The following is a 20,891-nucleotide window of genomic DNA, read 5'->3' as shown; positions in this document are numbered from 1 at the left end:
TCCATTCGCTACCCCCCACCTGCAATTCGCAAAACTTACTTCTTCTTGCCGGCGATCGCCTTGGCCGGCCCCTTGCGCGTGCGCGCATTGGTGTGGGTGCGCTGGCCGCGCACCGGCAGGCCGCGGCGATGACGCAGGCCGCGATAGCAGCCGAGGTCCATCAGCCGCTTGATGTTGATGCCGACCTCGCGACGGAGGTCGCCCTCGACCAGATAGTCGCGGTCGATGACTTCACGGATCTGGAGGACCTCCTGGTCGGTCAACTGATTGACGCGACGGTCCACCGGGATCTTGACCTTCTCGATGATGTCGGCCGCGTTCTTCTGGCCGATACCATGGATGTACTGAAGCGCGATCAGGACGCGCTTGTTGGTAGGAATGTTGACGCCGGCAATACGGGCCACGGACTTCTCTCCTGTCGCCGCTCCATCACGGATACGGGCTTCTCAAGTTCTTGCTCTCTGCGGGCTTGTGTCCACAAACGCGAACACGACGCCCTTCCCCTCATGTCCTTCGGGGCCCGGCATCGTCATAAAACTATCCAACTTGGATGCGGGGCTTATTAAAGGATTCATGTCGGTTTCGTCAACCGCTCCTAGCGTTTAGCTCGCTTTTTCGTGAGCTTTTTTGCTGCCTTTTTGGCGGCTTTTGCCCCCTTGCGGGCATTCGAGGAGCGGACGGTGGTCTTCGCAGCCCTTTTGGCCGGCTTCTTCGCGGCTTTTGCGGCTGACTTGGCCTTGGAAGCCGGCTTGGCAGCCCCCTTGGCGGCCTTCCGGGCCGGTTTGGCGGCCTTTTTAGCCGATTTGGCTGCCTTGTTGGCGGGCTTCTTGCTGGTCTTCCTGGTCCCCTTGGCGGCCTTCCGGGCCGACTTGGGCGCCTGATCCTCATGTTCCTTCGGTTCCAGCGCGCCGAGCGCGGTCAGGATCCGGTTGATCTCGCGGGTGACGTGCTCGATGGTCATCATGCCATCGACCGTCAAAAGCTTGCGCCGCTCCGAATAATAGTGAATCAGCGGTTCCGTCAGCGAACGGTACTGCGCCAGCCGCTTGGTCAGCACTTCCGGCGTGTCGTCGAGGCGGACGTCCTCGCCGCGCGCGCGGGTTTCCTCGGCACGCTTCTCGACGCGGGCGAGCAGCGCGCTCTCGTTGACGCGCAGCTCGACGACGGCATCGAGCTTGAGGTGCTTCTTCCGGAGCAGCTCGTCCAGCGCCTCGGCCTGCGGGACGGTGCGCGGGAAGCCGTCGAGAATGAAGCCCTTCTTGGCATCGGGCTCCTCGATTCGGTCGGCGATGATTCCCACCACGACCTCGTCGGGAACCAGGCCGCCATTGGCCATGATCTCCTTGGCCTGCAGACCGACCGGGGTGCCCGCGGCAACCGCGGCACGCAGCATCTCGCCGGTCGAGAGCTGAACGATGCCGTGCCGGTGCACCAGCCGCTGCGCCTGGGTTCCCTTGCCCGAGCCCGGCGGCCCCAAAAGGATCAATCTCATATCTGTTTCGCCCCCCGGCTAGGTGGGCGAATTCCGCACACCTGTGTTTTGAGTTCGGCGCCGCGCCGCGATCAGCGGCGGCGGCCTCCCCTGAGCTTCGACTTCCTGATCAGCCCTTCATACTGATGAGCGAGCAGATAGCCCTGCACCTGCGACACCGTATCCATCGTCACGCTGACGACGATCAGGAGCGAAGTGCCACCAAAGTAGAACGGGACCGATGCGTAGGAAATCAGAATTTCAGGAATCAGGCAGACGATCGCGAGGTAGATCGCGCCGAGCACCGTGATGCGCGACAGCACGTAGTCGATATATTCCGCCGTGCGCTCACCGGGGCGGATGCCCGGGATGAAGCCGCCGTGCTTCTTCAGATTGTCCGCGGTCTCGGTCGGGTTGAACACGATCGCGGTGTAGAAGAAGGCGAAGAACACGATCAGCGCCAGATACATCAGCAGGAACAGCGGACGGCCGTGGCTGAGCTGGGTGGTGAGCCACTGGAACCACTCCGGCCCCTTGCCGGCATTGAAGTTCGCAACCGTGGTCGGCAGCAGCAGCAGCGACGAGGCGAAGATCGGCGGAATCACGCCCGAGGTGTTGAGCTTGAGCGGCAGATGCGAGGACTGGCCCTCGAACATCTTGTTGCCGACCTGGCGCTTCGGATACTGGATCAGCAGCCGGCGCTGCGCCCGCTCCATGAACACGATGAAGGCGATCACGGCGACCGCCATCACGATGACGATCAGGATCAGGCCGGTCGACATCGCGCCCTGGCGGCCGAGTTCCAGCATGTTGGCAAGCGCCGACGGTAGTTCGGCGACGATGCCGGACAGGATGATCAGCGAGATACCGTTGCCGATGCCGCGGGAGGTGATCTGCTCGCCGAGCCACATCAGGAACATGGTGCCGCCGGTCAGCGTGATCGCGGTCGATATCCGGAAGAACATGCCGGGGTCGCTGACGACGTTGCCGGCACCCTCGAGGCCGATCGCGATGCCGTAGGACTGGAACAGCGCCAGGATCACCGTCAAATAGCGGGTGTACTGGTTCAGCGTCTTGCGGCCCGCCTCGCCTTCCTTCTTCAGCGCCTCGAGCTGCGGCGACACGGTGGTCAACAGCTGCACGATGATCGATGCCGAGATGTACGGCATGATGTTGAGCGCGAAGATCGCCATACGGTGGATGCCGCCGCCGGCGAACATGTTGAACATGCCGAGGATGCCGCCGGACTGGCTGCGGAACACCTGCTCCCAGATGTTGGGGTCGATGCCCGGCAGCGGGATGTAGGTGCCGAGCCGATAAACAAGCAGCGCACCCAGGGTGAACCAGATGCGCTTCTTCAGCTCGTCGGCTTTCGCCAGCTGTCCGAAATTGAGGTTGGCGGCAAGTTGTTCGGCTGCTGAGACCATGGTTCGGCTTTCTTCCCGGAGCCCCTTCGCCGGTGCCCCCTCTGGGCAGCCGGCAGACGCCGGACATTATCTGGTGCTCGGCCTCGATAAGTCCATCATTCGATCTGCGGATTGCCCGCGCAGGAAGCGGGCAATGACGCAGATGTTACGCCGCCTCGCCTTCGTCCTTGGCGGGCGCCAGGATCTTGACCGAGCCGCCGGCCTTCTCGACCGCGGCAATGGCCGACTTGGAGGCGCCGTGCACCTCGATGGTCAGCTTGGTCTTGATCTCGCCACGGCCGAGCAGCCGCAGGCCGTCCTTGGCGCGGCGCAGCACGCCGGCCTTCACGAGCGACTCGGCGTTCACCGTCGCGCCGGCATCGACCAGCTTGTTGTCGATCGCTTCCTGCAGACGGTCGAGATTGATCTCGGCGAAGTCGAGCCGGAAGATGTTGTTGAAGCCGCGCTTCGGCAGACGGCGATGCATCGGCATCTGGCCGCCTTCGAAACCCTTGATGCGGACGCCCGAACGCGCGGTCTGGCCCTTGCCGCCGCGGCCCGAGGTCTTGCCCTTGCCGGAACCGATGCCACGGCCGACACGCATGCGCTTCTTGCGCGAGCCGGCGTTGTCGGCGATATCGCTGAGCTTCATCGCCCTTCTCCTTATCTCTGCTTACTCGCCGACGACGCGGACGAGATGCTGAACCTTGCTGATCATGCCGCGAACTTCAGGGGTGTCCTGCAGCTCGGCAACCCGGCCGATCTTGTTGAGCTTGAGGCCGATCAGCGTCGAACGCTGCGAGTGATGGCGGCGGATTGCGCTGCCGGTCTGCTCGACCTTGATCGTCTTGCTGGCCTTGGCCATCGTCTTGAACTCCAGAAAGCGCTGGTCGCGCGGGTTATTCCGCCACCACTTCGGCGTCGCCGCCGACGCGGCGCGACTGCAGGGTGGAGACCTTGATGTTGCGGCGCGCAGCCACCGAGCGCGGCGAATCCTGATGCTTCAGCGCGTCGAAAGTCGCGCGAACCATGTTGTAGGGATTCGACGAGCCGATCGACTTCGCCACCACGTCCTGGATGCCGAGCGTCTCGAACACCGCGCGCATCGGGCCGCCGGCGATGATGCCGGTACCCGCCGGAGCGGTACGCAGATAGACGCGGCCGGCACCGTGACGACCGGCGACGTCGTGATGCAGCGTGCGGCCTTCGCGAAGGGCAACGCGCGTCAAATTGCGCTTCGCCGACTCGGTCGCCTTGCGGATCGCTTCCGGAACTTCGCGCGCCTTGCCGTGGCCGAACCCGACCCGGCCCTTCTGATCGCCGATCACGACCAGCGCCGCGAAGCCGAAGCGCTTGCCGCCCTTGACGACCTTCGCCACGCGATTGATGTGGACGAGCTTGTCGACGAACTCGCTGTCGCGCTCCTCGCGCTCCCTGCTCCGTTCGCGTCCGCCGCGTTCGCGTTCACCTGCCATGGTGTTTTCCAATCTCTAGGAGGCCTTACGCCTCTTTCCTTGTAATCGATCGATTCGTTTAGAAGCTCAATCCGCCTTCGCGCGCCGCATCCGCGAGCGCCTTGACGCGCCCGTGATAGATGTAGGCGCCGCGATCGAACACGACTTCCTTGACACCCTTCTGCGCCGCGCGCTCCGCCAGCAGCTTGCCGACGGCCTTCGCCGCATCGATGTCGGCGCCGGTCTTGCCAGCGTCGCGCAGGGTCTTCTCCAGCGACGAGGCGGAGGCGAGCGTCTCGCCCTTCTGGTCGTCGATGACCTGGGCGTAGATGTGCTTGGACGAGCGGAACACCGACAGCCGCGGACGGCCGCCTGCCGAGCGGCGAAGCGCAAGGCGCACGCGCTGCTTGCGCCGGGCATTCGTAACCTTGAGTGACATGACCGGCTCCGTTACTTCTTCTTGCCTTCCTTGCGGAAGATGAATTCGTTGGCGTACTTCACGCCCTTGCCCTTGTAGGGCTCCGGCGGACGGTAGGCGCGGATCTCGGCGGCGACCTGGCCGACGCGCTGCGGATCGTTGCCAGTGATCATGATCTCGGTCGGCTTCGGCACCGCGATGGTGATGCCTTCCGGGATCGCATAGACCACGTCGTGGCTGTAGCCGAGCGCGAGCTGCAGGTTCTTGCCCTGCATCGCGGCGCGGTAGCCGACGCCGGTGATCTCGAGCTTCTTCTCGAAGCCCTTGGTGACGCCCTCGACGAGGTTGGCGACCTGCGCGCGCGCGGTGCCGTACATCGCCTGCGCGCGGTTGGTCTTGACGCGCGGCGCGACCTTGACCTGGCCGTTCTCGAACTTCACCTCGACGTCGTCGTGCACGACGAACTGAAGCTGGCCCTTCGGCCCCTTCACCTTGACGGTCTGGCCCTCGACGGTCGCCGTCACACCCGACGGGATCGCCACCGGCCTTTTGCCGATACGTGACATCGTAAAATCCTTCCTCAGAACACCGTGAAGAGAACTTCGCCGCCCACGTTGGCGTCGCGCGCCTCGTGGTCAGCCATGATTCCCTTCGGCGTCGACAACACCGAAATGCCGAGACCGTTGTTCACGCGCGGCAGGTTCTTCACCGAGGCGTAAACGCGGCGGCCCGGCTTCGACACCCGCTCGATCTCGCGGATGACCGGCTCGCCATCGAAATACTTCAGCTCGATCTCGAGCTCGCTGCGGCCCGAGGCATGCTCGACGCTGGCGTAGCCGCGGATGTAACCCTCGGACTTCAGCACTTCGAGCACGTTGGCGCGCATCTTCGAGCCGGGGCTCGAGACCTTGGACTTCGAACGCATCTGCGCGTTGCGGATGCGGGTGATGAGATCGCTGATCGGATCGTGCGTAGACATTGTTCCGACCCTCCCCTTACCAGCTCGACTTCACGAGGCCGGGAACCAGGCCCTTGGAGCCGAGTTCACGCAGCGCGATGCGCGAGAGCTTGTTCTTGCGATAGTTCGAGCGCGGACGCCCGGTCAGCTCGCAACGGTTGCGGATGCGCGTCGGCGACGAGTTGCGCGGCATCTCGGCGAGCTTCAGCGTCGCCGCGAAGCGCTCTTCCATCGGCTTGGTCTTGTCGGCGATGATCGCCTTCAGCTTCTCACGCTGCGGAGCGGCGTTCTTCGCCATCCGCTTGCGCCGGTTGTTCTTCTCGACTGAACTCTTCTTTGCCATGCTTGGCTCCTGGGTATCCGCGTTTGAGTGGCTTTGGCTCAGCTACTCACTGCCGGAACGGGAAATTGAAAGCGGTCAACAAGGCACGCGCCTCGTCGTCGGTCTTGGCGGTGGTGCAGACCGTGATGTCCATGCCACGCGCTTCCGAGACCTTGTCGAAGTCGATCTCGGGGAAAATGATGTGCTCTTTGATGCCGAGCGAATAGTTGCCGCGGCCGTCGAAGCTCTTCGGGTTCAGGCCGCGGAAGTCGCGGACGCGGGGCAGCGCCACGTTCACCAGGCGGTCGATGAACTCGTACATATGGGTCTTGCGCAGCGTGACCTTGCAGCCGATCGGCTGGTTCTCGCGCAGCTTGAAGGTCGCGATCGCGATCCGCGAATAGGTCACGATCGCCTTCTGGCCGGCGATCTGGCTCAGCTCGGCGGCGGCGGTCTCGGCCTTCTTGCGGTCGTTGACGGAATCGCCCACGCCCATGTTGAGCACGACCTTGTCGAGGCGCGGCACCTGCATCACGTTGGCATAACCGAACTTCTCGGTCATCATGCCGCGGATCTTCTTGTCGTACTCCGTGCGCAGGCGCGGAATGTAAGCGGTATCAGCCATCGATCTCTGCTCCCGAGCTCTTGGCAACACGAACCTTCTTGCCATCGGCCTGAATCTTGAACCCGATGCGGGTCGGCTTTCCGTCCTTGCCGACATACGCGACGTTCGAAAGGTCGATCGGCATCTCCTTGGAGATGATGCCGCCTTCCTGGTTCTGGGTCTGCTTCTGGTGACGCTTCACCATGTTGATGCCGCGAACGAGAGCCTTGTTCTCGTCCGGACGCACCTCGAACACCTCGCCGGTGCGACCCTTGTCGCGCCCGGTGAGCACCATCACCTTGTCGCCCTTGCGGATCTTGGCAGCCATCACAGCACCTCCGGGGCGAGCGAAATGATCTTCATGTGGTTCTTGGCGCGCAGCTCGCGCGGCACCGGCCCGAAGATACGGGTGCCGACCGGCTCGGACTGATTGTTGATCAGCACGGCGGCGTTGCGGTCGAAACGGATGACCGAACCGTCGGCGCGGCGGATGTCCTTGCGGACCCGGACCACGACGGCCTTCATCACGTCGCCCTTCTTCACCTTGCCACGCGGAATGGCTTCCTTGATCGACACAACGATAACGTCGCCCACGGTGGCATAGCGGCGCTTGGAACCTCCAAGAACCTTGATGCACATGACACGGCGTGCGCCTGAATTATCGGCCACGTCGAGGTTGGTCTGCATCTGAATCATTGATGCACCTCGTCCTCTTTCTGCGCTTTAGCGCGCCCAAAATTTCCCTGAATGACTTCGGCCAGGCCGAGGTAATCAGGCCGTTTTCTTGTGTTCGCCCCGGACCACGGTCCAGCGCTTCAGCTTCGAGATCGGCTTCGATTCCTCGATCCAGACCATGTCACCCGGCTTGAACTCGTTGCTCTCGTCGTGCGCGTGGTAGTTCTTGGAACGGCGGATCGTCTTCTTGTAGATCGGGTGGGTGAAGCGGCGATCGACGCGCACCACGATGGTCTTGGCTTGCTTGTCGCTGACGACCACGCCCTGCAGAGTACGTTTCGGCATAGCCTAGCCCCTTACTTCTTCTTCGCGCGCAACTGCGCGGCGATGGTCTTGATACGAGCGATATCGCGGCGGGCTTCCCGCATCCGCGAGGTGTTCTCCAGCTGCCCGGTGGCGCGCTGGAAACGCAGGTTGAAGCGTTCCTTCTTCAGGTTAAGGACCGCGTCTTCCCGCTGGTCGTCGCTCATCGCGCGAATGTCTTCAACTTTCATCTCGGCCATGGCGATTACTCCGCAATGCGCGCAACGAAGCGCGTCTTGATCGGCAGCTTGGCGGCGGCGAGGGTCAGCGCTTCCTTCGCAGTCTGCACCGGCACGCCGTCGATCTCGAACATCACGCGGCCCGGCTTGACGCGGACCACCCACAATTCCGGGGCGCCCTTGCCGGAGCCCATGCGGACTTCGGCGGGCTTCTTCGACACCGGCACGTCCGGGAACACGCGGATCCAGACGCGGCCGGCGCGCTTCATGTGACGGGTCAGCGCGCGGCGGGCGGCTTCGATCTGACGGGCGGTGACGCGCTCAGGCTCCATCGCCTTCAGGCCGAACTGGCCAAACGCCAACGTCGCGCCAGAGGTCGCAACGCCGTGGATACGGCCCTTATGCGCCTTCCGGAACTTCGTTTTCTTAGGTTGCATCATGGCTTTAAGCCCTCAAATTCCTGCTTTGCCTCAAGCGGCGTCGCGGCGCGAACGCGGCGTGTTGTCGCCCTCGGCCATCTTCTTGTCCTGGGCCATCGGATCGTGCTCGAGGATCTCGCCCTTGAAGATCCAGACCTTGACGCCGCAGGTGCCGAAGGTCGTGAACGCGGTGGCAACGCCGTAGTCGACGTCGGCGCGCAGCGTGTGCAGCGGCACGCGACCTTCGCGGTACCACTCCATGCGCGCGATTTCGGCGCCGCCGAGACGGCCCGAGCAGTTGATACGGATACCCTCGGCGCCGAGACGCATCGCCGACTGCACGGCGCGCTTCATGGCACGGCGGAACGCAACGCGGCGCTCGAGCTGCTGGGCGATCGATTCAGCGACCAGGGTCGCGTCGAGCTCCGGCTTGCGGATTTCGACGATGTTGATGACGACGTCCGACGAGGTGATGTCGGCAACCTTCTTGCGCAGCTTGTCGATGTCGGCGCCCTTCTTGCCGATCACGACACCCGGACGGGCCGAATGGATCGTCACGCGGCACTTCTTGTGCGGACGCTCGATCACGATGCGGGCGACGGCCGCCTGCTTGAGCTCCTTGTGCAGGATCTCGCGGATCTTGACGTCCTCGTGCAGCAGCTTGCCGTATTCCTGCTTGCCGGCGAACCAACGGGAGTCCCAGGTCCGGTTGATGCCGAGACGCAGCCCGATTGGATTGATCTTTTGACCCATCGTCTTCTCCTGCGCCCTTCTTAGGCGCTTGCCTCGGCCTCGACCTGACGAACCACGATGGTCAGGTGCGAGAACGGTTTGAACACACGGCCCGAACGGCCACGGCCGCGCGGAGCAAAACGCTTCATCACGATGCCGTTGCCGACATGCGCCTCGGCAACGACGAGATCGTCGACATCGAGGTCATGGTTGTTCTCGGCGTTGGCGATCGCCGATTCCAAGCACTTCTTGACGTCGACCGCGATCCGCTTGCGCGAGAACTGCAGGTCGGCGAGCGCAGCGGACGCCTTGCGGCCGCGGATCAGCTGCGCCACCAGGTTCAGCTTCTGCGGGCTGACGCGCAGCATGCGGGCGACGGCCTTGGCCTCATTGTCCGCGAGGCTACGTTCGCGCTTTGGTTTGCTCATCGTCTATTCCTCAAGCCTTCTTGGCTTTCTTGTCGCCCGAGTGGCCGTGGAAGGTCCGGGTCGGCGAGAACTCGCCGAACTTGTGACCCACCATTTCCTCGTTGATCGCCACCGGCACATGCTTCTGGCCGTTGTAGACACCGAAGGTCAGGCCGACGAACTGCGGCAGGATGGTGGAGCGGCGGCTCCAGATCTTGATGACGTCGTGACGGCCGGACGCACGGGCGGCATCTGCCTTCTTGAGCAGAGAACCCTCGACGAACGGGCCTTTCCAGACTGAACGAACCATGTCCGGCGTTCCTTACTTCTTCCGCTTGTGGCGGCTGAGGAGAATGAATTTGTTGGTCGACTTGTTGGTGCGGGTCTTCTTGCCCTTGGTCGGCTTGCCCCACGGAGTAACCGGGTGACGACCGCCCGAGGTACGACCTTCACCACCGCCGTGCGGGTGATCGATCGGGTTCATGACGACGCCGCGGTTGTGCGGACGCCAGCCGAGCCAGCGGGTACGACCGGCCTTGCCGATCGAGATGTTCATGTGATCCGGGTTCGAGACCGCGCCGATCGTGCCGCGGCAACGGCCGTGCACGAGACGCTGCTCGCCCGAGTTCAGGCGGACGATCACGTAGTCCTGGTCGCGGCCGACGATCTGGGCATAGGTGCCGGCGGAGCGCGCCAGCTGGCCGCCCTTGCCGATCTTCAGCTCGATGTTGTGCACGATGGTGCCGACCGGCATGTTGCCGAGCGGCATGACGTTGCCCGGCTTGACGTCGACGTAGTTGCCGGCGACGACGGTGTCGCCCGCGGCCAGACGCTGCGGCGCCAGGATGTAGGCCAGCTCACCGTCCTGATACTTGATCAGCGCGATGAACGCGGTGCGGTTCGGATCGTACTCGAGCCGCTCCACGACCGCCGGCATGTCCACCTTGTCGCGGCGGAAGTCGACGGTGCGGTAGGCCTTCTTGTGGCCGCCGCCGCGGAAGCGCACGGTGATGCGACCGGTGTTGTTACGACCGCCGTTGCCGAGCTTGCCCTCGGTCAGGGTCTTCACCGGCTTGCCCTTGTAGAGCGCCGAACGATCGACCATGACCAGCTGGCGCTGGCCCGGCGTCGTGGGATTAAAGGTTTTCAATGCCATCGTCGTTGCGCCTTATAGTCCGGTAGTCACGTCGATGCGGTGGCCCTCTTCCAGGGTCACGATCGCGCGCTTGATATCCGACTGCGAGCCGAGATTGCCGCGGAACACCTTGGTCTTGCCCTTGCGGACGAGGGTGTTGACGCTCTTCACCTTGACGTCGAACAGCTTCTCGACCGCTTCCTTGATCTGCGGCTTGGTCGCCTTGGCGGCGACCTTGAACAGCACCTTGTTGTGCTCCGAGGCGAGCGTCGCCTTTTCGGTCACGACCGGCGAGATGATGATGTCGTAGTGGCGCGGATCGATGTTCTTCATTTGAAGCGCGCCTCCAGCGCATCAACCGCAGCCTTGGTCAGCACCAGCTTGTGGCGGCGGAGAATGTCGTAGACGTTGATGCCCTGGATCGGCAGCACGTCGATGTTCGGGATGTTGCGGGCCGCGGTCGCGAAACCGTTGTTCAGCTCCGCGCCGTCGATGATCAGCGCGTTGGTCAGGCCGAGACCCGAGAAGTGACCGAGCAGCGCCTTGGTCTTGGCGGCCTCGAGCTGCGCGTTGTCGATCACGATCAACCCGCCGTCCTTGGCCTTGGCCGACAGCGCATGCTTCAGCGCCAGCGCGCGCACCTTCTTCGGCAGGTCGGTCGCATGGGAGCGAACCACCGGACCGAACGCACGGCCACCGCCGCGGAACTGCGGCACGCGGGCCGAGCCGTGACGGGCGCCGCCGGTGCCCTTCTGCTTGTACATCTTCTTGCCGGTGCGCCAGACGTCGGCGCGGCCCTGGGCCTTGTGGGTGCCGGCCTGACGCTTGTTCAGCTGCCACTGCACGCAGCGCTGAATGATGTCGGCGCGCGGCTCGAGACCGAAGATCGCGTCCGACAGCTGGACCGAACCAGCGTCCTTGCCTTCAAGGGTGGTGACTTTCAATTCCATCTCACACCCCCTCCTTCTCGGCCGAAGCCTCGACAGCCTCGCCGCCGGCAACCTTGAACTTGCCGGGCTTCGGGGCTTCCTTCGGCAGCGGCTTCTTGACGGCGTCGCGCACCGAGATCCAGCCGCCCTTGGAGCCGGGAACGGCACCTTCGACGAGGATCAGGCCGCGCTCGACGTCGGTCTGCACCACGCGCAGATTGAGCGTGGTGATGCGGTCGACGCCCATGTGACCGGGCATCTTCTTGTTCTTGAAGGTCTTGCCGGGGTCCTGACGGCCACCGGTCGAACCGATCGAACGGTGCGAGATCGACACACCGTGGGTGGCGCGCAGACCGCCGAAATTCCAGCGCTTCATGCCGCCGGCAAAGCCCTTGCCGATCGAGGTGCCGGTCACGTCGACGAACTGGCCGACCACGAAATGGTCCGCCTGGATTTCCGCGCCGACCGGGATCAGCGCGTCCTCGGACACGCGGAACTCGGCGACCTTGCGCTTCGGCTCGACCTTGGCGACCGCGAACTGGCCGCGTTCGGCCTTCGGCATGTACACCGTCTTGCGGGCGCCCGAGCCGAGCTGAAGCGCGACATAGCCGTTCTTCTCGGTCGTGCGGTGGCCCAGCACCTGGCAGTTGCCCAACTTCAGCACGGTCACAGGGATATGCTCGCCGGTCTCCGTAAAGACCCGCGTCATCCCGACCTTCTGTGCGATCACTCCGGAGCGCATCGGCGTGCTTCCTGTCTTTCTGTCCGCAAGCGGCGGACGTAAAAATCCAAAACCTTAGAGCTTGATCTCGACGTCGACACCGGCGGCCAGGTCGAGCTTCATCAGCGCATCGACGGTCTGCGGGGTCGGGTCGACAATGTCGAGGAGGCGCTTGTGAGTGCGCATCTCGAATTGCTCGCGGCTCTTCTTGTCAACGTGCGGCGAACGGTTGACGGTGAACTTCTCGATGCGGGTCGGCAGCGGAATCGGTCCGCGAACCTGCGCACCGGTGCGCTTCGCCGTGTTCACGATCTCACGGGTCGACGTATCGAGGATTCGATGGTCGAACGCTTTGAGACGGATGCGAATATTTTGGCCGTTCATTGCCGGATTCTTTCTTTAGTGAGTGGCGAGTAGCGAATAGCGAATGGTGATCCACCCGCTACTCGCCATTCCCTATTCGCGTACTTACTCGATGATGGCGGCGACGACGCCGGCGCCGACGGTGCGGCCGCCTTCGCGGATCGCGAAGCGCAGCTTCTCTTCCATCGCGATCGGCACGATCAGGTGCACTTCCATCGCGATGTTGTCGCCCGGCATCACCATCTCGGTGCCTTCCGGCAGATGCACGACACCGGTCACGTCGGTGGTGCGGAAGTAGAACTGCGGACGGTAGTTGGTGAAGAACGGGGTGTGACGACCGCCCTCTTCCTTGGTGAGGATGTAGGCCTCAGCCTTGAACTTGGTGTGCGGCTTGACCGAACCGGGCTTGCACAGCACCTGGCCACGCTCGACTTCCTCGCGCTTGGTGCCGCGGAGCAGCGCACCGATGTTGTCGCCGGCCTGGCCCTGATCGAGCAGCTTGCGGAACATTTCGACGCCGGTGACGATGGTCTTCTGGGTGTCGCGGATACCGACGATCTCGATTTCCTCGCCGACCTTGATGATGCCGCGCTCGACACGGCCGGTGACGACGGTGCCGCGGCCCGAGATCGAGAACACGTCTTCAACCGGCATCAGGAACGGCTGGTCGATCGGGCGCTCCGGCTGCGGGATATACTCGTCGACATTGCGCATCAGCTCGAGGATGGCGTCGTGGCCGAGTGTCTTGTCCTTGTCTTCGAGGGCGGCGAGCGCCGAACCCTTGATGATCGGGATCGTGTCGCCCGGGAACTCGTACCGCGAGAGCAGCTCGCGGACTTCGAGCTCGACGAGCTCGAGCAGTTCCGGATCGTCGACCATGTCGCACTTGTTGAGGAACACGACGAGCGCGGGCACGCCGACTTGGCGGGCGAGCAGGATGTGCTCGCGGGTCTGCGGCATCGGGCCGTCAGCAGCCGACACGACCAGGATCGCGCCGTCCATCTGGGCGGCACCGGTGATCATGTTCTTGACGTAGTCGGCGTGGCCGGGGCAGTCGACGTGGGCATAGTGACGATTCTTCGTCTCGTACTCGACGTGAGCGGTCGAGATCGTGATGCCGCGCGCCTTCTCTTCCGGCGCCTTGTCGATCTGGTCGTAGGCGGTGAACGTCGCGCCGCCGGTCTCTGCAAGCACCTTGGTGATCGCTGCGGTCAGCGAGGTCTTGCCATGGTCGACGTGACCGATGGTGCCGATGTTGCAGTGGGGCTTGTTACGCTCGAATTTTGCTTTGGCCATTTGACTCTCCGTTCAGTCGTTAGTTGCGAACCAACGACAATCAAGCAAACTTTTTCTGGACTTCAGCCGACACGTTCGCCGGTGCTTCGGCGTAGTGATCGAACTGCATAGTGAAGGTCGCGCGACCCTGGCTCATCGAGCGCAGGTTGTTCACGTAACCGAACATGTTCATGAGCGGCACCATCGCGTTGATGACGTTGGCGTTGCCGCGCATGTCTTGGCCCTGGATCTGGCCGCGCCGGGAATTCAGGTCGCCGATGACCGAACCGGTGTAGTCTTCCGGGGTCACCACCTCGACCTTCATGATCGGCTCGAGCAGGACGGACTTGCCCTTCGTCAGCGCCTCGCGGAACGCGGCCCGCGACGCGATTTCGAAGGCCAGCGCCGACGAGTCGACGTCGTGATACTTGCCGTCGACCAGCTGCACCTTGACGTCCACCACCGGGAAGCCGGCGACGACACCGGAGCCCATCACGCTGTTGAGGCCCTTTTCGACGCCGGGGATGTATTCCTTCGGCACCGCGCCGCCGACGATCTTCGATTCGAACTCATAGCCCTTGCCGGGCTCGTTCGGCTCGACGACGATCGACACTTCGGCGAACTGACCGGTACCGCCGGTCTGCTTCTTGTGCGTGTACTTGACTTCGGCCTTCTTGGTCACGCGCTCACGGAACGCCACCTGCGGCGCGCCGATGTTGGCATCGACCTTGTAGGTGCGCTTGAGGATGTCGACCTTGATGTCGAGATGCAGTTCGCCCATGCCTTTGAGAATGGTCTGGCCGGACTCCTGATCGGTCGACACGCGGAACGACGGATCCTCCGCGGCGAGCTTGGCGAGCGCCACGCCCAGCTTTTCCTGGTCGGCCTTCGACTTCGGCTCGATCGCGATTTCGATCACCGGCTCCGGGAATTCCATCTTTTCGAGGATCACCGGCTTGTCGGGATCGCACAGCGTGTCACCGGTGCGCGCTTCCTTCAGGCCCGCCAGCGCGACGATGTCGCCGGCATAGGCTTCCTTGATGTCTTCGCGGTTGTTCGCATGCATCAGCAGCATCCGCCCGATCCGCTCCTTCTTGTCGCGGGTCGAGTTCACCACGCCGGTGCCCGAGGCCAGAATGCCCGAGTAGATGCGGCAGAAAGTGATGGTGCCGACGAAGGGGTCGTCCATGATCTTGAACGCGAGCAGCGCCAGCGGCTCCTTGTCATCCGCCTTGCGGATGACTTCGTTGCCGTCATCATCGATGCCCTTGATCGCGGGCACGTCGATCGGCGACGGCAGGTAGTCGACCACGGCGTCGAGCAGCGGCTGCACGCCCTTGTTCTTGAACGCGGAGCCGCACAGCACCGGATAGAACGCACCGGTCAGCACGGCCTTGCGGATCAGACGCTTCAGGGTCGCCTCGTCCGGCTCCTTGCCGTCGAGGAAGGCGGCCAAAGCGTCGTCGTCGAGCTCGACGGCGGCTTCCACCATCTTCTCGCGATATTCCTTGGCCTGCTCGATCATGTCTTCCGGGATGTCGACATAGTCGAACTTGGCGCCGAGCGATTCATCGTTCCAGACGATGCCCTTCATGACGACCAGGTCGACGAGACCCTTGAAGTTGTTCTCGGCACCGATCGGCAGCTGGATCGCGATCGGCTTGGCGCCGAGGCGGTCGACGATGTCGGACAGGCACTTGAAGAAGTCGGCACCGGTCTTGTCCATCTTGTTGGCGAAGACGATGCGCGGAACCTTGTACTTGTCGCCCTGGCGCCAGACGGTCTCGGTCTGCGGCTCGACGCCCTGGTTGGAGTCGAGAACGCAAACGGCGCCGTCGAGCACGCGCAGCGAACGCTCGACTTCAATGGTGAAGTCGACGTGGCCGGGGGTGTCGATGATGTTCAGGCGCTTGCCGTTCCAGAACGCGGTGGTCGCAGCCGAAGTGATCGTGATGCCACGCTCCTGCTCCTGCTCCATCCAGTCCATCGTCGCGGCACCTTCGTGCACTTCGCCGATCTTGTGGCTCTTGCCGGTGTAATACAGGATGCGCTCGGTGGTCGTGGTCTTGCCGGCATCGATATGCGCCATGATACCGAAGTTGCGGTAGTTCTCTATGGCATGAACGCGAGGCATAAGGCTGTTCCTTAAATTCCGTGTTTCGCCGTTACCAGCGATAGTGCGAGAACGCGCGGTTGGCTTCCGCCATCCGGTGCACGTCTTCACGCTTCTTGACCGCGTTGCCGCGATTGTTCGAGGCGTCGAGCAGCTCCGCCGAGAGACGCTCCGTCATGGTCTTCTCGTTGCGCTCGCGGGCGGCCGAGATCAGCCAGCGGATGCCGAGCGCCTGACGGCGCACCGAGCGGACTTCCACCGGCACCTGGTAGGTCGCACCACCGACGCGGCGGGAACGAACCTCGATGGTCGGCATCACGTTCTCGAGCGCCTGCTCGAACACGCCGAGCGGCGGCTGCTTGGTCTTGGCCTCGATCATGCCGAGCGCACCGTAGACGATGTTTTCGGCGACCGACTTCTTCCCGGCGTACATCACCGAGTTCATGAACTTCGTAATGATGATGTTCCCGAACTTCGGATCCGGAAGAACTTCACGCTTCTCAGCAGAATGGCGACGCGACATCTGATCGTTTCCCGCTTACTTAGGACGCTTCGCGCCGTACTTCGAACGACGCTGCTTACGGTTCTTGACGCCCTGGGTATCCAGCACGCCGCGGAGGATGTGGTAGCGCACGCCGGGCAAGTCCTTGACGCGGCCGCCGCGGATCATCACCACCGAGTGCTCCTGAAGGTTATGGCCTTCACCCGGGATGTAGCCGATCACCTCGAAGCCGTTGGTCAGGCGCACCTTGGCGACCTTACGAAGCGCCGAGTTCGGCTTCTTCGGGGTCGTGGTGTAGACGCGCGTGCACACGCCGCGCTTCTGCGGCGACTGCTGCAGCGCCGGCACCTTCTTGCGCGACTTCTGCACTTCACGTGGTTTTGCGATCAGCTGGTTGATCGTCGGCATGCAGCCTTCACCCTTTAGTTCGCGCGAAAACCTTGAATGGCTCCGCAAATTTCTTCTCGGGACTAGCCGCCCCGCACGGCCCGCTCGACGCGGAACAAACACCCGCGCAAAGCGAAATCGCGCCAACCACCCATCGCTGAGCGGAAAGCGCATCGACGCCACAGAGGACCGCGATTCCGAACCGTTCAGCGTTCGCTGTCCGGTCCACCACCGAGGTCATGCATCCGAATTCACTCTCAAGAGGACGTGCTCAAGAGAACCAAAATCGTCCTGGCATTGCCTAGCTATCATCGACAGCGTTTGAGCGGCATTCGTCGAGGTTGGTGCCCGTCCGGCGCCTGAAAAAGGGCCTTCGGGTGTTCCGTTCCGACGCTGGCGTAGCTCACCGCCTGTCGTTAAGTGGCCGCCTTGTATAATCGAGAGATAGTGAAGTCAAGCAAAACGACAAGCAAAGAAACGCCTCTGGCACTTGCAGATTTCGCATTTCGCCAACGCTCGGCGCAACCTGAAATATGACGGCCGACGGGCCTCCCCTCGCCGTCATCCGAATCTCGGGCACATGCCCGATGGCGTATTGTACCCGGATAAAATAAGAATAGAAACAACTCTCCCCAACTTAGCCCCGAAGGCAAACTTCGAAACTAAGCCTTTATTTGCCATTCGCAGCGCAAAAATTGCGGTCTACGGCCACGGAAACCCTCATGCGGTACACGGACATCGCGATCATCGGCGGAGGTCTTGCGGGCTCGACCGCGGCCGCCATGCTCGGCCGTGCCGGGATACCGACCGTCGTGATCGACCCGCATCAGGTCTATCCGTTCGATTTCCGCGTCGAAAAGATCGGCGGCGACCTCCAGCTCGCGCGATTCGCCAGCACCGGGCTTGCCGAATCCGTGCTGCGTTCGGCGACACTCGACGGCGAGAACTGGATCGCGCGATTCGGCCATCTGCTCGACCGGCAGCCAAGCCGGCAATACGGCATCATGTACGACGCGCTGATCGCAGCGATTCGGGCCGAGATCGCAGCACCGGCTGAATTCATCTGCGACAAGGTGGTCAATGTCGCGACCAGCTCCGAGCGACAGCGGCTCGTGCTGTCCGGCGGCGAGGAAATCTCGGGACGCCTCGTGGTGCTCGCCAACGGGCTCAATGTCGGGCTGCGCCGGATGCTCGGCATCGAGCGGCTGGTCACCAGCGTCTGCCACTCGATCTCGATCGGCTTCGATTTCGTGCCCGTCGGCCGCCCCGCCTTCCCGTTCGCGGCCATGACCTACTTCTCGGAGCGGCCGAGCGACCGCATCCCCTACATCACGCTGTTTCCGGTCGGGAACCGGATGCGCGCCAACCTCTTCACCTATCGCCCGGCGGACGATCCCTGGCTGCGGGCCATGCGCCGCAATCCGGTCGAGACGCTGAACGCCGCGCTGCCGCGGCTGCGCCGGCTGACCGGCGAGTTCGACGTCGCCGGCGACATCAAGATCAGGCCCGCGGACGTCTATGTCAGCACCGGCTATCGGCAGGCCGGCGTCGCGCTGGTCGGAGATGCCTTCGCCAGCACCTGCCCGGTCACCGGCACCGGGACCGACAAGGTGTTCACCGACGTCGCCCAGCTCTGCAACGTCCATATCCCGGCCTGGCTGTCGACCGACGGCATGGGTGAGGAGAAGATCACCGCGTTCTACGACGATCCGGTCAAGACCGAATGCGACGCCTGGTCGAACGCCAAGGCGTTCGACTTCCGCCAGGTCTCGATCGGCACCACGCCCTACTGGCAAGCCCAGCGCTGGGCGCGCTTCCTCGGCTATCTCGGCCGCGGCTGGCTGCGCCGTCTGTACAGCCCGCCGGCGGCCGCATCAGCGGCACGGCCGGCCAGTCGCTTCCGGCAGCATCCGCACGCGGCGGACAGGGTGTAAACTGGCGCCCGACCGGGACCGGCAAGGCGGCGTGCGCGTCACGCCTCCTCGTCTTCGTCCTCATCCTCGTCGTCTTCATCATCGTCCGCGTCGTCGTCATCCTCGTCGTCGGCGTCGTGATGCTTATGCCCCTGGTCGTCCCACAGTTTGCGGTAGACGCCGCCCTGCGCCAGCAGCTCCGCGTGCGAGCCGCGCTCGATCGCCCGGCCGCCGGAGATCACGATGATCTCGTCCATCTCGACCACCGAGGTCAGGCGGTGCGTCGACCAGATCATGGTGCGGCCCTCGGCGACCTTGAGCAGCGTGCGGTTGATCGCCGCCTCCGTGGTCTGGTCGAGCGCCGAGGTCGCCTCGTCGAGCAGCAGCACCGACGGGTTGCGGATGATCGCGCGCGCGATCGCGATGCGCTGGCGCTGGCCGCCGGACAGGGTGTCGCCGCGCTCGCCGACCGGCGTGTCGTAGCGCTGCGGCAGGCTCATGATGTAGCGATGGATCTCGGCCTTCTTGGCGGCGTCCTCGACTTCCGCGTCGGTGGCCCCCTCCTTGCCGAGCCGGATGTTCTCGCGGATCGACATGTTGAACAGCATGTTCTCCTGGAACACGACCGCCATGCTGGCGCGCAGCGATTCCCGTGTCACCCGGCGGATGTCGACGCCGTCGATGGCGACGCGGCCTTCGTCCGGCACGTAGAGCCGCAGGATCAGGTTGATCAGCGTGCTCTTGCCGGAGCCGCTGGGACCGACGATCGCGATGCTCTTGCCGGCGTTGAGCTTGAGGCTGAGATTGTCGAGCACCGGCGTCTGCGCCCCCTCATACTGGAAGGTGACGCGATCGAACGAGATGTCGTTGGTGATGCGCGGCAGATCCGGCGCGCCGGGACGGTCGGCGCCGCGGGTCGGCTCTTCGAGCAGCTCCTGGATGTGCCGCACCGCCGCCGCCGACTGGATCGAGACCGGGATGAAATGCATGAGATGGGCGATGTTGTACGACACCTCCCAGAATGCGCTCTCGAAGGTCACAAAGGTGCCGACCGTGATCTGCCCCTTGGTCGCGAGATAGGCGCCGATCGCCAGCACCACGAGGTGGAGCAGCAGCACCGCGATGGTGACGGTGCGCTCCACCATGGTCGACAGGAACATGGCCGAGGCGGCCTTGGCGCGCACGTCGCGGTTGCGCAGCGTGAACCAGCCGAGCGCCCGGCGCTGCAGATTGAACGCCTTCACCACCGCCTGCGCGGCGACGTTCTCCTGCACCATTCCGAGCAGCGCGGCTTCGTTCTGCTTCTGCTCGTAATTGGCCTGCACCGCCTTCGGCGTCAGGATGCGCGGCCCGATCAGCGTGATCGGAAACACCAGCAAGGCGACCACGGCGAGCTGCCAGTTCAGGAACAGCATCAGGATGATGCCGGCGATCAACTCGAGGCCCGGCAGCGCCGCGCTGTTGGCGAAGGTCTTGACCGAGCCCTCGAAGGCCGAGAGGTCGATCGAGAAGCGGGACAAGATCTCGCCGCGCTTGGTGCGCGCGAAATAGGCCGAGGGCAGGTTCTGGACGTGGTCGAAGATCCGCGTCCGGACGTCGGCGATGATGCCGGCGCCGAGCCGCGCATCCCAGCGCTCGTACCAGACCGCGATGATCGAGGTGACGATGCCGGCCACCGCGAGCACGCCGAGGATCTTGTAGAGGGCCTGGAAGTCCTCCTCGCCGAGCGCGTCGTCGATCAGGAATTTCAGGCTGAGCGGCATGATGACGTTGAACAACGTCTCGACCAGCACGCCGAAGGCGACGAAGGCGAGCGGCTTCTTGTAGTTCGTCAGGATCGGCCTGACGAAGCCGAAGATCGTGGAGAGCGCGCCGGCGGCTTCCTTGGCGGTGAAGACGACGAGGTCCTCGTCATCATCGTCGTCGAGCTCGAACTCGTCGTCCTCATCCTCGTCGTCGTCAGCGGGCGCAGCGGCGGGCTTCGCGGAGGCGGCTGGCGCTGGCGGACCGGCCACGACCGCGGGCTTCTTCAGCTCGGGATCGTCAGCCGCCGCTCGCGTCGGATCGTCTGATGCAGGAGGTTTTGGCGCCATGAAACCAACCGTTGCTCCACGGCCGGCATGACCGCAAATCGAAACCGCAGCC

29 protein-coding genes and 1 pseudogene are annotated in these 20,891 nt (G+C 63.7%); 1 reads left to right on the top strand and 29 read right to left on the bottom strand.

Annotation, left to right across the window (positions count from 1 at the left end):
• Positions 1-35: 35 nt before the first annotated feature.
• The 28 genes from rpsM to rpsL form a co-directional block, all read right to left on the bottom strand.
• Positions 36-404, bottom strand: coding sequence for a 30S ribosomal protein S13 (gene rpsM / locus BRSPCE3_RS33185; protein WP_050420404.1), 369 nt, complete (start codon positions 402-404; stop codon positions 36-38).
• A gap of 191 nt (positions 405-595) precedes the next feature.
• Positions 596-1,492: an adenylate kinase gene (locus BRSPCE3_RS33180; protein WP_244070895.1), complete on the bottom strand. Its 897-nt coding sequence runs from the start codon at positions 1,490-1,492 to the stop codon at positions 596-598.
• 71 nt (positions 1,493-1,563) lie between these two features.
• Positions 1,564-2,898, bottom strand: coding sequence for a preprotein translocase subunit SecY (gene secY / locus BRSPCE3_RS33175; protein WP_021081647.1), 1,335 nt, complete (start codon positions 2,896-2,898; stop codon positions 1,564-1,566).
• Between the two features lie 145 nt (positions 2,899-3,043).
• Positions 3,044-3,529 carry a 50S ribosomal protein L15 gene (rplO, locus tag BRSPCE3_RS33170; protein ID WP_244070893.1) on the bottom strand — a complete coding sequence of 162 codons (486 nt, stop codon included), beginning with the start codon at positions 3,527-3,529 and terminating at the stop codon, positions 3,044-3,046.
• Between the two features lie 21 nt (positions 3,530-3,550).
• Positions 3,551-3,742, bottom strand: a complete 192-nt coding sequence (gene rpmD / locus BRSPCE3_RS33165) for a 50S ribosomal protein L30 (protein ID WP_024578582.1) — start codon at positions 3,740-3,742, stop codon at positions 3,551-3,553.
• Between the two features lie 34 nt (positions 3,743-3,776).
• Positions 3,777-4,352 carry a 30S ribosomal protein S5 gene (gene rpsE, locus BRSPCE3_RS33160; protein ID WP_021081649.1) on the bottom strand — a complete coding sequence of 192 codons (576 nt, stop codon included), beginning with the start codon at positions 4,350-4,352 and terminating at the stop codon, positions 3,777-3,779.
• 58 nt (positions 4,353-4,410) lie between these two features.
• Complete coding sequence (rplR, locus tag BRSPCE3_RS33155; RefSeq protein ID WP_106318312.1) at positions 4,411-4,770, bottom strand: 50S ribosomal protein L18; 360 nt, start codon at positions 4,768-4,770, stop codon at positions 4,411-4,413.
• An 11-nt stretch (positions 4,771-4,781) separates the two neighbouring features.
• Complete coding sequence (rplF, locus tag BRSPCE3_RS33150; protein ID WP_244070891.1) at positions 4,782-5,315, bottom strand: 50S ribosomal protein L6; 534 nt, start codon at positions 5,313-5,315, stop codon at positions 4,782-4,784.
• 14 nt (positions 5,316-5,329) lie between these two features.
• Positions 5,330-5,728 (bottom strand): 30S ribosomal protein S8, encoded by a 399-nt coding sequence (rpsH, locus tag BRSPCE3_RS33145; RefSeq protein ID WP_021081651.1) that lies wholly within the window; start codon positions 5,726-5,728, stop codon positions 5,330-5,332.
• 16 nt (positions 5,729-5,744) lie between these two features.
• Positions 5,745-6,050 carry a 30S ribosomal protein S14 gene (gene rpsN, locus BRSPCE3_RS33140; protein ID WP_066499431.1) on the bottom strand — a complete coding sequence of 102 codons (306 nt, stop codon included), beginning with the start codon at positions 6,048-6,050 and terminating at the stop codon, positions 5,745-5,747.
• A gap of 46 nt (positions 6,051-6,096) precedes the next feature.
• Positions 6,097-6,654, bottom strand: a complete 558-nt coding sequence (gene rplE / locus BRSPCE3_RS33135) for a 50S ribosomal protein L5 (protein WP_244070889.1) — start codon at positions 6,652-6,654, stop codon at positions 6,097-6,099.
• Positions 6,647-6,961: a 50S ribosomal protein L24 gene (gene rplX, locus BRSPCE3_RS33130; protein ID WP_244070887.1), complete on the bottom strand. Its 315-nt coding sequence runs from the start codon at positions 6,959-6,961 to the stop codon at positions 6,647-6,649. The genes rplE and rplX overlap by 8 nt, the downstream gene beginning before the upstream one ends.
• Positions 6,961-7,329: a 50S ribosomal protein L14 gene (gene rplN, locus BRSPCE3_RS33125; protein ID WP_011473865.1), complete on the bottom strand. Its 369-nt coding sequence runs from the start codon at positions 7,327-7,329 to the stop codon at positions 6,961-6,963. The genes rplX and rplN overlap by 1 nt, the downstream gene beginning before the upstream one ends.
• 75 nt (positions 7,330-7,404) lie before the next feature.
• A complete protein-coding gene (rpsQ, locus tag BRSPCE3_RS33120) occupies positions 7,405-7,653 on the bottom strand; it encodes a 30S ribosomal protein S17 (RefSeq protein WP_195784316.1) in 249 nt (82 codons plus the stop codon).
• Positions 7,654-7,664: 11 nt separating this feature from the next.
• Complete coding sequence (rpmC, locus tag BRSPCE3_RS33115; protein WP_021081654.1) at positions 7,665-7,871, bottom strand: 50S ribosomal protein L29; 207 nt, start codon at positions 7,869-7,871, stop codon at positions 7,665-7,667.
• Between the two features lie 5 nt (positions 7,872-7,876).
• Positions 7,877-8,290: a 50S ribosomal protein L16 gene (gene rplP / locus BRSPCE3_RS33110; RefSeq protein WP_244070885.1), complete on the bottom strand. Its 414-nt coding sequence runs from the start codon at positions 8,288-8,290 to the stop codon at positions 7,877-7,879.
• A gap of 30 nt (positions 8,291-8,320) precedes the next feature.
• Positions 8,321-9,022 (bottom strand): 30S ribosomal protein S3, encoded by a 702-nt coding sequence (rpsC, locus tag BRSPCE3_RS33105; protein ID WP_018272135.1) that lies wholly within the window; start codon positions 9,020-9,022, stop codon positions 8,321-8,323.
• 20 nt (positions 9,023-9,042) lie between these two features.
• Positions 9,043-9,429, bottom strand: a complete 387-nt coding sequence (gene rplV / locus BRSPCE3_RS33100) for a 50S ribosomal protein L22 (protein ID WP_018272136.1) — start codon at positions 9,427-9,429, stop codon at positions 9,043-9,045.
• A gap of 10 nt (positions 9,430-9,439) precedes the next feature.
• Positions 9,440-9,718 (bottom strand): 30S ribosomal protein S19, encoded by a 279-nt coding sequence (gene rpsS / locus BRSPCE3_RS33095; protein ID WP_018272137.1) that lies wholly within the window; start codon positions 9,716-9,718, stop codon positions 9,440-9,442.
• A gap of 12 nt (positions 9,719-9,730) precedes the next feature.
• Positions 9,731-10,564 carry a 50S ribosomal protein L2 gene (rplB, locus tag BRSPCE3_RS33090; protein ID WP_024578573.1) on the bottom strand — a complete coding sequence of 278 codons (834 nt, stop codon included), beginning with the start codon at positions 10,562-10,564 and terminating at the stop codon, positions 9,731-9,733.
• Positions 10,565-10,576: 12 nt separating this feature from the next.
• Positions 10,577-10,876 (bottom strand): 50S ribosomal protein L23, encoded by a 300-nt coding sequence (locus BRSPCE3_RS33085; protein ID WP_244070883.1) that lies wholly within the window; start codon positions 10,874-10,876, stop codon positions 10,577-10,579.
• Complete coding sequence (rplD, locus tag BRSPCE3_RS33080; RefSeq protein ID WP_074126941.1) at positions 10,873-11,493, bottom strand: 50S ribosomal protein L4; 621 nt, start codon at positions 11,491-11,493, stop codon at positions 10,873-10,875. Before rplD ends, BRSPCE3_RS33085 begins: the two co-directional genes overlap by 4 nt.
• Before the next feature lies 1 nt (position 11,494).
• Entirely contained in the window at positions 11,495-12,214 is a 720-nt protein-coding gene (rplC, locus tag BRSPCE3_RS33075; RefSeq protein WP_244070881.1) for a 50S ribosomal protein L3, read from the bottom strand.
• 54 nt (positions 12,215-12,268) lie between these two features.
• Positions 12,269-12,577, bottom strand: a complete 309-nt coding sequence (gene rpsJ / locus BRSPCE3_RS33070) for a 30S ribosomal protein S10 (protein ID WP_002712302.1) — start codon at positions 12,575-12,577, stop codon at positions 12,269-12,271.
• Positions 12,578-12,661: 84 nt separating this feature from the next.
• The gene (tuf, locus tag BRSPCE3_RS33065) at positions 12,662-13,852 is read right to left on the bottom strand and encodes an elongation factor Tu (protein ID WP_244070879.1); all 1,191 of its coding nucleotides are present in this window, start codon (positions 13,850-13,852) and stop codon (positions 12,662-12,664) included.
• Between the two features lie 40 nt (positions 13,853-13,892).
• Positions 13,893-15,965: an elongation factor G gene (gene fusA, locus BRSPCE3_RS33060; RefSeq protein ID WP_244070877.1), complete on the bottom strand. Its 2,073-nt coding sequence runs from the start codon at positions 15,963-15,965 to the stop codon at positions 13,893-13,895.
• Positions 15,966-15,996: 31 nt separating this feature from the next.
• Complete coding sequence (rpsG, locus tag BRSPCE3_RS33055; RefSeq protein WP_021081660.1) at positions 15,997-16,467, bottom strand: 30S ribosomal protein S7; 471 nt, start codon at positions 16,465-16,467, stop codon at positions 15,997-15,999.
• Between the two features lie 15 nt (positions 16,468-16,482).
• A complete protein-coding gene (gene rpsL / locus BRSPCE3_RS33050; RefSeq protein ID WP_028168167.1) occupies positions 16,483-16,854 on the bottom strand; it encodes a 30S ribosomal protein S12 in 372 nt (123 codons plus the stop codon).
• Positions 16,855-17,555: 701 nt separating this feature from the next.
• On the opposite strand from rpsL, the pseudogene BRSPCE3_RS33045 reads away from it, so the two are divergent.
• Positions 17,556-18,887, top strand: a pseudogene (locus BRSPCE3_RS33045) (FAD-dependent oxidoreductase).
• Here the strand turns inward: BRSPCE3_RS33045 and BRSPCE3_RS33040 are convergent.
• Positions 18,806-20,839 carry an ABC transporter ATP-binding protein gene (locus tag BRSPCE3_RS33040; RefSeq protein ID WP_244070873.1) on the bottom strand — a complete coding sequence of 678 codons (2,034 nt, stop codon included), beginning with the start codon at positions 20,837-20,839 and terminating at the stop codon, positions 18,806-18,808. The pseudogene BRSPCE3_RS33045 and the gene BRSPCE3_RS33040 sit on opposite strands and share 82 nt — an antisense overlap.
• Between the last annotated feature and the right edge of the window lie 52 nt (positions 20,840-20,891).

Origin of the sequence: Bradyrhizobium sp. Ce-3, from assembly GCF_022835695.1 — a bacterium.
GTDB lineage: Bacteria > Pseudomonadota > Alphaproteobacteria > Rhizobiales > Xanthobacteraceae > Bradyrhizobium.
Note: the sequence above shows the minus strand (reverse complement) of the source record. Positions and strands in the feature narration are given on the sequence as shown.

Excerpts from the sequence above, each read along its gene's own strand:
- BRSPCE3_RS33180 (WP_244070895.1), bottom strand. The coding sequence starts at position 1,492 with ATGAGATTGATCCTTTTGGGGCCGCCGGGCTCGGGCAAGGGAACCCAG.
- secY (WP_021081647.1), bottom strand. The coding sequence starts at position 2,898 with ATGGTCTCAGCAGCCGAACAACTTGCCGCCAACCTCAATTTCGGACAG.
- rplO (WP_244070893.1), bottom strand. The coding sequence starts at position 3,529 with ATGAAGCTCAGCGATATCGCCGACAACGCCGGCTCGCGCAAGAAGCGC.
- rpmD (WP_024578582.1), bottom strand. The coding sequence starts at position 3,742 with ATGGCCAAGGCCAGCAAGACGATCAAGGTCGAGCAGACCGGCAGCGCA.
- rpsE (WP_021081649.1), bottom strand. The coding sequence starts at position 4,352 with ATGGCAGGTGAACGCGAACGCGGCGGACGCGAACGGAGCAGGGAGCGC.
- rplR (WP_106318312.1), bottom strand. The coding sequence starts at position 4,770 with ATGTCACTCAAGGTTACGAATGCCCGGCGCAAGCAGCGCGTGCGCCTT.
- rplF (WP_244070891.1), bottom strand. The coding sequence starts at position 5,315 with ATGTCACGTATCGGCAAAAGGCCGGTGGCGATCCCGTCGGGTGTGACG.
- rpsH (WP_021081651.1), bottom strand. The coding sequence starts at position 5,728 with ATGTCTACGCACGATCCGATCAGCGATCTCATCACCCGCATCCGCAAC.
- rpsN (WP_066499431.1), bottom strand. The coding sequence starts at position 6,050 with ATGGCAAAGAAGAGTTCAGTCGAGAAGAACAACCGGCGCAAGCGGATG.
- rplE (WP_244070889.1), bottom strand. The coding sequence starts at position 6,654 with ATGGCTGATACCGCTTACATTCCGCGCCTGCGCACGGAGTACGACAAG.
- rplX (WP_244070887.1), bottom strand. The coding sequence starts at position 6,961 with ATGGCTGCCAAGATCCGCAAGGGCGACAAGGTGATGGTGCTCACCGGG.
- rplN (WP_011473865.1), bottom strand. The coding sequence starts at position 7,329 with ATGATTCAGATGCAGACCAACCTCGACGTGGCCGATAATTCAGGCGCA.
- rpsQ (WP_195784316.1), bottom strand. The coding sequence starts at position 7,653 with ATGCCGAAACGTACTCTGCAGGGCGTGGTCGTCAGCGACAAGCAAGCC.
- rpmC (WP_021081654.1), bottom strand. The coding sequence starts at position 7,871 with ATGGCCGAGATGAAAGTTGAAGACATTCGCGCGATGAGCGACGACCAG.
- rplP (WP_244070885.1), bottom strand. The coding sequence starts at position 8,290 with ATGATGCAACCTAAGAAAACGAAGTTCCGGAAGGCGCATAAGGGCCGT.
- rpsC (WP_018272135.1), bottom strand. The coding sequence starts at position 9,022 with ATGGGTCAAAAGATCAATCCAATCGGGCTGCGTCTCGGCATCAACCGG.
- rplV (WP_018272136.1), bottom strand. The coding sequence starts at position 9,429 with ATGAGCAAACCAAAGCGCGAACGTAGCCTCGCGGACAATGAGGCCAAG.
- rpsS (WP_018272137.1), bottom strand. The coding sequence starts at position 9,718 with ATGGTTCGTTCAGTCTGGAAAGGCCCGTTCGTCGAGGGTTCTCTGCTC.
- rplB (WP_024578573.1), bottom strand. The coding sequence starts at position 10,564 with ATGGCATTGAAAACCTTTAATCCCACGACGCCGGGCCAGCGCCAGCTG.
- BRSPCE3_RS33085 (WP_244070883.1), bottom strand. The coding sequence starts at position 10,876 with ATGAAGAACATCGATCCGCGCCACTACGACATCATCATCTCGCCGGTC.
- rplD (WP_074126941.1), bottom strand. The coding sequence starts at position 11,493 with ATGGAATTGAAAGTCACCACCCTTGAAGGCAAGGACGCTGGTTCGGTC.
- rplC (WP_244070881.1), bottom strand. The coding sequence starts at position 12,214 with ATGCGCTCCGGAGTGATCGCACAGAAGGTCGGGATGACGCGGGTCTTT.
- rpsJ (WP_002712302.1), bottom strand. The coding sequence starts at position 12,577 with ATGAACGGCCAAAATATTCGCATCCGTCTCAAAGCGTTCGACCATCGA.
- tuf (WP_244070879.1), bottom strand. The coding sequence starts at position 13,852 with ATGGCCAAAGCAAAATTCGAGCGTAACAAGCCCCACTGCAACATCGGC.
- fusA (WP_244070877.1), bottom strand. The coding sequence starts at position 15,965 with ATGCCTCGCGTTCATGCCATAGAGAACTACCGCAACTTCGGTATCATG.
- rpsG (WP_021081660.1), bottom strand. The coding sequence starts at position 16,467 with ATGTCGCGTCGCCATTCTGCTGAGAAGCGTGAAGTTCTTCCGGATCCG.
- rpsL (WP_028168167.1), bottom strand. The coding sequence starts at position 16,854 with ATGCCGACGATCAACCAGCTGATCGCAAAACCACGTGAAGTGCAGAAG.
- BRSPCE3_RS33040 (WP_244070873.1), bottom strand. The coding sequence starts at position 20,839 with ATGGCGCCAAAACCTCCTGCATCAGACGATCCGACGCGAGCGGCGGCT.